This window comes from Kineothrix sp. MB12-C1, assembly GCF_030863805.1.
GTDB lineage: Bacteria > Bacillota > Clostridia > Lachnospirales > Lachnospiraceae > Kineothrix.
In genome coordinates, this window is sequence record NZ_CP132957.1 from 2588476 (window position 1) to 2600619 (window position 12144).

A 12144-nucleotide genomic window follows, 5' to 3' on the forward strand; every position below is an offset into this window, starting at 1 on the left:
GATGATTAGAAGTTTATGGTCAGCAGCAACCGGAATGAATGCACAGCAGACGAATGTGGACACTATTGCCAATAATCTGGCGAATGTGAATACAGTAGGTTATAAATCACAGGTTGCACAGTTTAAAACATTGCTATACCAGACATTACAGACTAAGACGACTACGGCTAATGGAGATCCGAAGCCGGTAACTTCTCAAGTAGGGCTAGGTGTGCGTAACGCTTCTATTAATCAGATATTTACACAAGGAAGTCTGATTGCTTCGGAGAGTAATACCTCATTTGCGATTGAAGGCGAAGGATATTTCGCAGTTAGAAATGAAAATGATGAAATTAATTATACACGTAACGGTGATTTTACATGGGCGTTAGGGGCAGGAAATACAATTATGCTCACGACAACAGATGGCAATCCTGTTTTGGATGCTCAGGGAAGAAGTATTCTTCTGTCCAGTGGATTCATGACGAATCGAATTGCCATTAGTTCAGACGGAACGCTCAGTTATCCCGATGAGAATAATAATTTACAGTCTCTCAATATTACAATTGGTACCTATCAGTTCCGTAATCCGGCAGGATTAGAAAGACAGGGAGATTCTCTTTGGGCGGTGACCGGTGCGAGCGGAGCTGCAATCAATGAATCTACGGCGGTAGGCGTTACGAGGAGTAAAGTAGTACAAGGGTATCTGGAAGGATCTAATGTAAAGGTTGCGGATGAGATGGTGAATCTTATCGTTGCACAGAGAGCTTATGAAATGAATTCCAAAGCGATTACGACATCCGATGAGATGCTGCAGCAAGCGAATAACCTGAAGCGTTAGTGAAGCTACGAGGATAAGGAACAGTTAAGGTAACTAATCAGTTACGAACGAAGGGGGTACATAATATGGATATTGGAAGTGGTGTTTCTTCTGCATATACGAGTTATTTGTCATCTCAAGCATCCTCTAAGCTGAATAGCCGCATCAAGACGAAAGATTATTCTCAGTCTTCAGAAGATGAACTGTTAGCAGCATGTAAAGAGTTCGAGTCATATTTTATGGAACAGATTTACAAAGAAATGCAGAAAACAGTGGATGTATTCAAGGAGGATAAGACAAGCCCGAACGATACATTGGTAGACTTTTTCAAGGATGGTGCGATACAAGATTTGGCGAGCACATCGACTGAAAATGAAGGGCTTGGTCTGGCACAGATGCTCTATGAGCAGATGAAAAGAAATTATAATTTGTAAGATGATTATTGAATGACGAGGCTGCTTAAAAAAGCAGCCTTTTTGTATATTAAAAATATGTTTTTAAGATAATAATCGCATGTTTTTACGCAAAATTGAAAGGGAATAGATGGATGGAAAGCGTAAAGGGATATGTAGAGCATATTATATATCGGAATGGCGAAAATGGCTATACGGTTATGAATATGATGAGCGGGCGGGAAGAAATTATCTGTGTCGGTGTGTTTCGAACCATTGATGAAGGTGAGACGCTTGAAGTGAAAGGCAATTATGTGGATCATCCTGTATATGGCAAACAACTTAAAGTGGATGATTATCATATCACTGCCCCCGATGATGTAGTGAGTATGGAAAGATATCTTAGTTCCGGTGCTATCAAAGGGATAGGAGAAGCACTTGCGGCTAGAATTATAAAGATGTTTGGGGAAGATAGCTTCCGTATTATTGAAGAGGAACCGGAACGCCTATCGGAAGTAAAAGGAATTAGCGAGAGGAAAGCGCGGGAAATAGCCCTCCAAATGGAAGAGAAAAAGGATATGAGAGAGATTATGGTATTTCTCCAGAAATATGGAATCTCCGGTACCCTTGCCATGAAAATATATAATACCTACGGAATGGGGATCTATGGAATATTAAAAGAAAATCCTTATAAGTTGGCGGAGGATATTGCCGGAGTAGGATTTAAAATTGCGGATGATATAGCCAATAAGGTAGGAATTCATATAGATTCCGACTATCGTATTCGAAGTGCTGTGTTGTATGTACTCCTACAGGCAACGATGGAGGGGCATGTGTATCTGCCGGAAGAAATACTTCTAAGAAGAGCAGCGGAGCTTCTTGGAGTAGAAAGCGCATTGATAGAGCCGCAGCTTCTTAATTTGGCGATAGATAGGAAGATTGTAATAAAGCTTCCTTCATCGGGTGAGGAGACGAACCTGAAAAAGGTATATGCCGCCACTTATTATTATGAGGAGCTGAATTGTGCCAAGATGCTTCATGAATTGAATATATCTATTCACAAAGAGGAAGGGCTCCTTCCGGCGGAAGAAGAAAGAATTCGAAGCCGTATTAAAAGCATCGAAAAAGAGCAAGGGATTGAACTCGATGAATTACAACGTAAGGCTGTAACAGAAAGCATTAAAAATGGTTTATTCATTCTTACCGGAGGCCCCGGAACCGGTAAAACTACGACCATTAATACAATTATTCGTTATTATGCGCAAGAGAATATGGATATTTTTCTTGCGGCACCTACGGGACGGGCGGCGAAGAGAATGACAGAGACAACAGGATATGAAGCGCGGACGATTCATCGTCTGTTGGAATTGAGCGGAGCGGTAGCAGAAGAAAATAAAAAGGCGAAGTTTGAAAAAAATGAAGAAAATCCGTTAGAAGCAGACGTTATTATTGTGGATGAAATGTCGATGGTCGATATTCATCTGTTTCAGTCGTTGTTAAAAGCAATAATGCCCGGGACAAGGCTCGTTATGGCAGGGGATATCAACCAGCTTCCCTCAGTAGGCCCGGGACAAATATTGAAGGATCTGATTGATAGTCAATGTTTCCCGGTCGTTATGCTACAGAAGATATTCAGGCAGGCGGAGGAAAGCGATATTGTTATCAATGCCCATGCCATCAATAAGGGTGAACAGATAGAATTGAATAATAAAAGTAAGGATTTTTTCTTTTTGGAGCGCAGCGATGTGAACGTAATCTATAAGCATATGGTACAGCTTATCTGTGAGAAGCTCCCTCCATATGTGAATGCCAATCCCTATGATATTCAGGTACTCACTCCTATGCGGAAAGGGAGTCTTGGGGTTGACGTTCTGAATGGAATTCTACAAGAATACTTGAATCCGCCCGATAGCTCCAAGGTGGAGCATCCCTCTGCAGAAGGTGTGTACCGGGTAGGGGATAAGGTAATGCAGATTAAAAATAATTACCAGATAGAATGGGAGGTAGTGAGCAAATACGGGATTCCTATTGACCGGGGAATGGGGGTATTCAATGGGGATATCGGAGTGATCAAGGAAATTAATGATTACGCACAGGAAATAATTGTAGAATTCGATGAGCATAGAAGAGTGCGCTATCCTTTCCACCAGATAGATGAGATTGAATTGGCTTATGCGGTGACTATCCATAAATCACAAGGAAGCGAATATCCCGCAGTTATCATGCCGCTGTTATCAGGACCGCGTATGCTGTTTAATCGTAATTTGCTGTATACAGGCGTGACCAGAGCGAAAAATTGTGTAACGATTCTGGGGAGTAGGCATACGGTGAATGAGATGATTGCAAATGAGAACCAGAATAGGAGATACACCAGCTTGTGTGAGAGAATCCGGGAATTGGATGCTATATAGCAGAACGTTTTCACACATCTTAATTTGTGTGCGTGCTAAAGCACGCAGATGGGAGCCATATATGATTGTTTACTTATGGAGGAAGCTTCTTGATTTGATTTTTCCAAGAAGGTGTCCGATTTGCGATGAAGTTGTCGGTGGGACGAGACAATTAATTTGTGAAGGATGCAAAGGTGTGGTTACGTATGTTACAGGGGCAGTTTGTATGAAGTGCGGCAAGAAGCTTGCAGCAGAGGAAGATGAGTATTGTTATGATTGTGCGAAGAGGCCGCATTATTATAAGAGTGGTACAGCTCCTTTTGAATATAAAAGTGTGTCATCGGCTATTTATCGGTTCAAGTATAAGGGAAGACAGGAGTATGCCGACTTTTTCGGCGAGGAGCTGGCGAAGCATTTGAAAGGATATCTTAGGGAGTGGAAGCCTGATGCTCTCGTTCCGGTCCCCATCCATGCATCGAGAAGGAACAAGAGAGGATATAATCAGGCGGAGGTATTAGCGAGAAGGCTAAGCGAGCATACCGGTATTCCCATGCGGACAGATATTATAAAAAGGGAGAAAAAAACGGCTCCGCAAAAGAATCTGAACGTTAAGGAACGGCAAAATAATTTGAAAAAAGCTTTTAAAATCCATAGAAATGATGTAGAATTAAATACGATTGTAATTATTGATGATATATATACAACGGGGAGTACCATTGATGCGGTTGCACTCAAGCTTCGCAAAGCGGGAGTTGCAAATATTTATTATGCTGCTTTATCTATTGGTAAAGGACTATGAAATTGGAGGAAGGATAAATGGATGTACGCAATTGCAGAAAATGTAACAGACTCTTTAATTATGTAATGGGCCCGGTTATTTGTCCGCAATGTAAGGAATTGCTAGAGGCTAAGTTTCAAGAGGTGAAAAAATATATATGGGAACATAAAGGCTGTGGTATTGCCGAGGTCGCAGAAGAGTGTGATGTAACGCCACAGCAAATAAGGCAATGGCTGAAGGAAGAACGGCTTGAGTTTTCTGCAGATTCTGCAACGGGGCTGGAGTGTGAAAATTGTGGTGTATTAATTCGCAGCGGACGCTTCTGTGATAAATGTAAGTCAGGTATGGTGAGTCATCTGCAGTCTGCCTATAAGAAAGAGCCGGTGCCGGAAGTTCCCAAAACAAAGGAAGTAAAAGATGCCAACGCTAAAATGAGGTATCTTGATCGTTAGGAGAGAGAACAATGCTGAATAGAGACAGAATTATTCTGATGACGAAGATGGCATCTTATGAGGAAACGGAAGGGAAGAAGAATTCTTCCGTTATGAACTATTTTCGTGGAGATTATGTCTGGTTTCAGGTGCTAAAGTCAGTAATATATGGAACAATAGCATTTGGAATTGTATTTGGAATGTATATTTTTTATGATTTTGAAGTATTTATGGTTGATATTTATAAAATGGATTTGTTTGAATTCGGTAAATCTATTTTAATAAGGTATTTGTTTGTAATAGGAATATATGCAATTATTTCCTATGCAATATATGCTTACCGCTACGCGAAGGCGAAGAAAAGAGTGAAGCTTTATATGAGTAATTTAAACAGGCTCAGCGGTATGTATGATAAAACATGAGGCAGGAGTTATAAGGCCTGAGAGGAAATTATTATGACATCATTACTTGTTGCAAAACAATATTTAAGAAAGATTTATGGAAAATATGAAGTATATTTAACACCATTATTTAAGTTTTTGATTTCATTTATTTGTTTTTTAGCGATTAACGCCCAATTGGGCTATATGGGCAGAATTGATAACATTGCGGTCGTATTGGTGTTGGCGCTTATGTGTTCTTTTATGCCCTCTAATTTTGTAATCGTGATTTCAGCGGCACTCGTGCTCGCACATTTATATTCACTTTCTTTTGAATGTGCGGCTGTAGCCTTAGTACTTTTTTTACTTATGTTTTTACTTTACTTTAGGTTTTCTCCCAAGGATATGCTGGTAGTAGTTTTTACCCCTATTTGTTTCTGGCTTCGAATACCTTATGTGATACCTATTACGATGGGACTTGTAGGAACGCCTGCATCGGTAATATCCGTCTCATGCGGAGTGGTAGTTTATTATCTGATCGCCTACATAAGAGAAAGCAGTGCGACTTTGGTTTCTATGGAAGTAGAAGACGTAATTGTAAAGTTCAGGTATTTAATTGATGGTATTTTAAATAATGAAGGAATGATTGTAACGTTGGCGGCTTTTTCGGTTACTATTATTATTGTATATCTGATTCGAAGACTTTCCATCGATCATTCATGGACAATTGCTATTGCAGCGGGTGCATTGGTGAATGTCATGGTTCTTTTAGTGGGTGATTTGATGTTCGATACGAATGTATCCATCGGTGGCGTAATTGTCGGGACTGTCTTTTCGGCGGCAATAGCGGTGGTAATCCAATTCTTCGAATTCAATGTAGATTACAGCAGGACGGAGAAGGTACAGTTTGAGGATGATGAATATTATTATTATGTGAAAGCGGTGCCTAAGGTAACAGTGGCAACACCGGAACGTAAAGTAAAACAAATCAATCCGCAGAAAAGGACGCGGCCGTCACAAGGCACACGGACGGTGGAGACAAGAAGCACACCGAGGAAGTAAAAAGGTGTTACTATTCACGGCTTCACCATGAACAGCAACAGAATGCGCGCAAAATGCAAATAAAATGCATTTGGTGCTTGTAGATATTATGAAAGACTGGAATGGTTAAGATGCGGCAAATTACAGAGATTTTAGACACATATTTCAGGCGGATGCCCAGTATTAGATGGACAGATGTTGTGGAGATAATCATTATCTCCTTCTTGTTGTACCATATTTTGGTGTGGATAAAGAATACAAAGGCATGGTCCTTGTTGAAGGGCGTTGTAGTAATCGCCATATTTTTGCTAATAGCAGCCGTATTCAGAATGAATACCATTCTGTGGATTGCACAAAATGTAGTAGGGATAGCAGCGACTGCAATTATCGTTATTCTACAGCCGGAGCTGAGGAGAGCTTTGGAAGAACTCGGACGTAAAAATATTATTTCTTCTCTTTTCCCTTTCGAATCCGGGAAGCCGGAGCTCGGACTTTTTTCAGACCGCACAATTCAAGAGATTGTAAAAGCATCTGTAGAGATGGGAAAGGTGAAGACCGGAGCACTTATTGTAGTGGAACAGACACAGTCTCTTGCCGAATATGAAAGAACGGGAATAGAGGTAGATGCCGTTGTTTCCAGCCAATTATTGATTAATATTTTTGAACATAATACACCGCTCCATGACGGTGCTGTTGTTGTACGTGGTAACCGTATTGTTTCGGCCACCTGTTACTTACCTCTATCCGATAATATGGAACTGAGTAAAGAATTAGGAACCAGACATAGGGCAGCGGTAGGTATCTCCGAGGCGACAGATTCCATGACCATTATTGTTTCAGAGGAAAGCGGGAATATTAGTGTAGCCTATGACGGAGCATTGTACCGCCATCTGGATGGAGACAGTCTGAAAGAAAAGTTATCGATGATTCAGAATAAGCCTTTGGAAGAAAAGAAGCGTAAGCTTTGGAAGGGAAGGGCAAAAAATGAAAAATAACCTAATGAGTAATTGGGGTCTTAAAATGGGCTCTATCCTTTTCGCAGCCATATTATGGCTTCTTGTTACGAATATCAACGATCCAGCAACGGAACGTAAGTTTTCTAATATTCCTGTAGTCATTAAGAATGCGGAAGTGATTACCAGTCAGGGGAAGGTATATGAGGTGCTTGATAATACCGATGTGATCGATTCGGTTGTCGTAGTGGCGCCCAGATCTATTATCGATACGATTAGTGTGGATAATATTGTTGCAGTAGCCGATATGAATGAACTGACCAATGTGAATACAATTAGTATTAAGCTAGCCACGAATCGATACAATGATAATCTGGACAGTATAAGAGGCAGTATTGAAAATGTAAAATTAAATATCGAGAATAAAGAAAGCGTATCTCTTGCCCTGAAGGCATCGGTATCCGGGGAGGTTGAGGCGGGTTATATGATAGGGGATGTGACAACGGAGCAGAACTTGGTAAGAGTATCCGGCCCTGAGTCTGTCGTATCTTCTATAAATAAGGCAGAAGTCAACGTATCAGTAACCGGATTTACCAGCGATATTGGAACTGTTGAGGAAATCAAGCTTTATGATGCGGAAGGAACAGAAATATCTAAGAGTAAATTAAATCTTAATATTAATATGGTTCGTACCAACGTGGAAATACTTGCTACGAAACAGATTCCATTACACTTTATCTCATCAGGGGTGCCGGCGGAAGGTTATCGTGTGACCGGAGTGATAAGCAGCGACCCGGAGTCAGTATTACTTGCCGGTAAAGCGAGTCTTCTTAAGAATCTCTCAACTCTGGAGATTCCGGATACGATTCTCGATGTTACAGGGCGGAGTGAGAATCTTATAACGACAGTAGATTTGAAGGAATATTTACCCGGAAATGTAGAGTGGGGAGATAAGACATTCAATGGAAGCGCCACAGTAACAGTATTCATTGAGCGTGAGATCGGAAGAAACTTTATTGTTCCCAAGGGAAGTATTGCTATTGAGAATTTACCGGAAGGATATGAGGCTACAGTGTCTACCTTTGAGGAAGACTTCCCCATTCAGGTAGTAGGGCTTGCTGCAGATATCAATGCAATTAATGCGGCAGATATTAGAGGAAGTGTGGATATTTCTACGCTATTAGAACGTGGGATTCTTGAAGAGGTGGCAGAAGGCCATTATGATGTGCCCTTGTCCTTTAATCTTCCGGAAAATGTAAGTTTACGTGAAAATATTACGGTAAGATTGACGATAGAGAAAGAAGAATAGCCGTAACAGTGAAGGTGCTGAACGGTTACGAATAGCCAAGACTTAACAGGAGGTTTTACATGGGCAGATTATTTGGTACAGATGGAGTAAGAGGAGTTGCAAATGAAGAATTGACGCCGTTCCTGGCAATGCAATTAGGGCAGGCAGGAGCGTATGTACTTACGAAAGAGAACGAACATAAACCGACGATTATGGTAGGTTGTGATACTCGTATGTCGGGAGATATGTTGTCTAACGCTCTGATGGCAGGAGCGTGTTCCGTGGGAGCGAACTGCGTCTATGTAGGAGTTCTTCCGACGCCTGCAATCGCATATCTTACGAGAAAATATAAGGTAGATGCAGGAGTTGTGATTTCTGCCTCCCATAATCCTGTGGAATTCAACGGTATTAAATTTTTTGACGGCAATGGATATAAGCTATCCGATTCCCTAGAGGATGAAATCGAGCAGTTGATTAAGAATGGGATGAAGGATGTGAAATTTCCCACCGGCAGCAGCGTAGGTAAGATTAAGTATCGTACAGATGCCAGGGAGGAATATATCAACCATTCCATCAAGGCTGTCAATGTAGACTTCCGTGGTATAAAGATTGTGGCTGACTGCGCAGAAGGAGCGGCTTATTATACTTCGGTGGAAGCCTTGAAGGAGCTTGGCGGGGAAGTTGTGGCAATTCATAACAATCCTGACGGAACAAATATTAATGCGAATTGCGGCTCTACCCATATTGAGGAGCTGCAAGCAAGAGTAGTATATGAGAAAGCGAATGTAGGTCTTGCTTTTGATGGAGATGCTGATCGATTAATGGCTGTAGATGAGTTGGGAAATATGTTGAATGGCGATCAGATTCTGGCTATTATCGGAAATCATATGAAGGAAAAAGGCAAGCTGGCAAAAAAAATGATTGTGGCTACAGTTATGAGCAATCTTGGATTTTTCCTGATGGGAGAGAAAAATAATATCAAGATAGAGCAGACGAAAGTGGGAGATCGTTATGTGCTGGAACGTATGAAGGAAGTGGGAGCTAATCTGGGAGGAGAGCAGTCGGGACATATTATCTTTTTGGATGAAAACACGACAGGAGACGGGCTTCTTAGTGCAATTCATTTGTTGGAGGTTATGGTGGAGACTGGGAAACCATTATCCGAGTTATCTAAGATAATGGAAATGATGCCGCAGGCGCTGGTTAATGCCAAGGTACCCAATCACAAAAAAGAAAATTATATGGATTATCCGGAGGTTGCTGACGCGATTACGAAGTTGGAGAAGACATTTGCCGGAGAAGGACGTGTACTTATCAGGCCGTCGGGAACGGAGCCTATGGTACGCGTTATGATAGAAGGAAAGGATAAAGCACAGATTGATAAGGAAGCAAAAGCACTTGCTGAACTCATTCAAAACAGTATGCTTTAACCGTGTGCCCTTACGTTACAATTCAGCCATCAACGTCCTTGGAAAAGCCAAGAAGGCACTTGAGAAGTAAGGGAAAAGATGGTATAGTAAATATGTGGAACGTATGCCATTCATTAAAAGCAATGCTATTTGATTATCATGCAATATCATAGCAATGCTATAATAGCATATGAAATTGGAGGAGAAAATATGGTAAGCCAAAAGGTAGTTATTAAGAATCCGACAGGGCTACATCTAAGACCGGCAGGTATCCTATGTAAAGAGGCGATGCAGTTTAAATCGTTAATTACATTTTCATTTCGTGAGAATACAGCAAATGCGAAGAGTGTACTCAGCGTATTGGGCGCATGTGTAAAGTGTGGTGACGAAATAGAGTTTGTCTGTGAGGGCGAAGATGAAGAGATTGCATTAAAAGCTTTAGTTCAGGCGATTGAAAGCGGTCTCGGAGAATAATCTACATAATCAGGTAATCAGCCGACTCTCGGAGTCGGCTTTTATGTTATTCATAGATGAATATATGTAAAACAATACAGATGGAAAGAAGCGGGAGGAATCATTATGTTAAATTATACAAGATATGAACGTAATCCGGTAATGGATTATCCGGGAAGAAAATGGCCGAATAAAGAAGTGGAAAAGGCTCCCATCTGGTGCAGTGTGGATTTGAGGGATGGGAATCAGGCATTAATTGACCCTATGGTGGTAGAAGAGAAGATTGAGATGTTCCAGTATTTGATTAAGCTGGGATTTCGGGATATAGAGATTGGATTTCCGGCAGCGAGCCAGATAGAATATGATTTTCTTCGTCAACTGGTAGATCGTAAGATGATTCCTGACGATGTAAGAGTGCAGGTATTAACACAGTGTAGAGAAGAATTAATTGATAGAACCTTCCAAGCGATTGAGGGCTGTAAGCAAGTGATCGTACATATTTATAATTCCACTTCTAGCTTGCAAAGAGATGTGGTATTTGGTATGGACCGTGAGGAAATTATAAACATTGCGGTACAGGGAACGAAGTGGGTAAAGGAGCGGGCTGCACATTTTCCGGGAAAGATTATTTTAGAATACTCTCCGGAAAGCTTCACCGGTACTGAGCTTGATTTTGCCCTGGATATTTGTACGGCAGTACAGGAGACATGGGGAGCAACGAAGGAAGAGCCTATTATTATCAATTTGCCCTCAACCGTAGAAATGACAACGCCTAACGTCTATGCGGATCAGATAGAATGGATGAATGAGAACTTTAAAAATAGAGAGAGTATTATTCTAAGCGTACATCCTCATAATGACAGAGGAACAGGAGTGGCCAGCACTGAACTCGCTCTTTTGGCAGGAGCAGAGCGCGTAGAGGGAACTCTTTTCGGAAATGGAGAGAGAACGGGAAACGTAGATGTGCTTAATGTGGCTTACAATATGTTTTCTCAAGGAATCGATCCGAAGCTGCATATAGAGAGAATTAATGAAAGTATAGAAATCTATGAGAGATGCTGTAAAATCCCTGTGCATCCCAGGCATCCTTATGCAGGAAAGTTAGTATTTACAGCCTTTTCCGGTTCGCATCAAGATGCGATTAACAAAGGTGTGAAGGCTATGAAGGAAAGGGAAAGCAAGATTTGGAAGGTACCCTATCTGCCTATCGACCCGGCGGATATCGGAAGAGAATACGAACCGATCGTAAGAATTAATTCCCAGTCCGGTAAGGGCGGTGTAGCTTTTATTATGGATACTTATTTTGGATTCAAGCTTCCTAAGGGAATGCATAAGGAATTCGCTAACGCTATTCAACATATATCGGAGAAGCAAGGAGAAGTATCTCCTGATCAGATCATGGAGAAGTTCAGAGAAGAGTACTTGGAGCAAAAGGAACCGATTCACTTCAGAAAGCTGAAGGTGGACGATTTAAGCGAAGAGACCACATCACGATTCGATACGAAGGTTACGGTTACTTACACTGATTACGGTGTGGAGAAAGTCTTCGAAGCAGTGGGCAACGGACCTATCGATGCGGTGAAACGCGGACTTCAAGAGGTGCTCGGAGAAGAAATGAAGATACTCGATTACGAAGAGCACGCATTGCAGAGCGGTTCCAGCTCTCAGGCAGCAGCTTATATTCACCTGCTGGATGTGGATTGGGGAAAAGTTACTTATGGCGTCGGCGTAAGTTCCAATATTACAAGAGCCTCCGTAAGAGCTATTTTCTCAGCAATAAACCGCCTTGGAATCGGCAGAAAAAATAGAGAGAATTAAAAAGAAGCTACT

General features: G+C 41.4%; 12 protein-coding genes. All 12 read left to right on the forward strand.

Annotated features, from left to right (window positions below; translation table 11 throughout):
* The first annotated feature begins 1 nt into the window (after position 1).
* Complete coding sequence (locus RBB56_RS12065) at positions 2-820, forward strand: flagellar hook-basal body protein (RefSeq protein ID WP_306719203.1); 819 nt, start codon at positions 2-4, stop codon at positions 818-820.
* 65 nt (positions 821-885) lie between these two features.
* Complete coding sequence (locus RBB56_RS12070; protein ID WP_306719204.1) at positions 886-1233, forward strand: rod-binding protein; 348 nt, start codon at positions 886-888, stop codon at positions 1231-1233.
* Between the two features lie 113 nt (positions 1234-1346).
* Positions 1347-3602 (forward strand): SF1B family DNA helicase RecD2, encoded by a 2256-nt coding sequence (gene recD2, locus RBB56_RS12075; RefSeq protein WP_306719205.1) that lies wholly within the window; start codon positions 1347-1349, stop codon positions 3600-3602.
* Positions 3603-3663: 61 nt separating this feature from the next.
* Entirely contained in the window at positions 3664-4380 is a 717-nt protein-coding gene (locus RBB56_RS12080) for a ComF family protein (RefSeq protein WP_306719206.1), read from the forward strand.
* Between the two features lie 17 nt (positions 4381-4397).
* On the forward strand, positions 4398-4811 hold the full coding sequence (locus RBB56_RS12085; protein ID WP_306719207.1) for a flagellar protein: 414 nt from the start codon (positions 4398-4400) through the stop codon (positions 4809-4811).
* 11 nt (positions 4812-4822) lie between these two features.
* Positions 4823-5212, forward strand: coding sequence for a hypothetical protein (locus RBB56_RS12090; protein ID WP_306719208.1), 390 nt, complete (start codon positions 4823-4825; stop codon positions 5210-5212).
* Between the two features lie 33 nt (positions 5213-5245).
* On the forward strand, positions 5246-6232 hold the full coding sequence (locus RBB56_RS12095; protein WP_306719209.1) for a hypothetical protein: 987 nt from the start codon (positions 5246-5248) through the stop codon (positions 6230-6232).
* 152 nt (positions 6233-6384) lie between these two features.
* Positions 6385-7206: a diadenylate cyclase CdaA gene (gene cdaA / locus RBB56_RS12100; RefSeq protein WP_306719210.1), complete on the forward strand. Its 822-nt coding sequence runs from the start codon at positions 6385-6387 to the stop codon at positions 7204-7206.
* Complete coding sequence (locus tag RBB56_RS12105) at positions 7196-8473, forward strand: CdaR family protein (RefSeq protein ID WP_306719211.1); 1278 nt, start codon at positions 7196-7198, stop codon at positions 8471-8473. The genes cdaA and RBB56_RS12105 overlap by 11 nt, the downstream gene beginning before the upstream one ends.
* 59 nt (positions 8474-8532) lie before the next feature.
* Complete coding sequence (glmM, locus tag RBB56_RS12110; RefSeq protein WP_306719212.1) at positions 8533-9882, forward strand: phosphoglucosamine mutase; 1350 nt, start codon at positions 8533-8535, stop codon at positions 9880-9882.
* A gap of 189 nt (positions 9883-10071) precedes the next feature.
* A complete protein-coding gene (locus RBB56_RS12115) occupies positions 10072-10335 on the forward strand; it encodes an HPr family phosphocarrier protein (RefSeq protein WP_306719213.1) in 264 nt (87 codons plus the stop codon).
* A 105-nt stretch (positions 10336-10440) separates the two neighbouring features.
* On the forward strand, positions 10441-12132 hold the full coding sequence (gene leuA, locus RBB56_RS12120) for a 2-isopropylmalate synthase (RefSeq protein WP_306719214.1): 1692 nt from the start codon (positions 10441-10443) through the stop codon (positions 12130-12132).
* Positions 12133-12144: the final 12 nt, after the last annotated feature.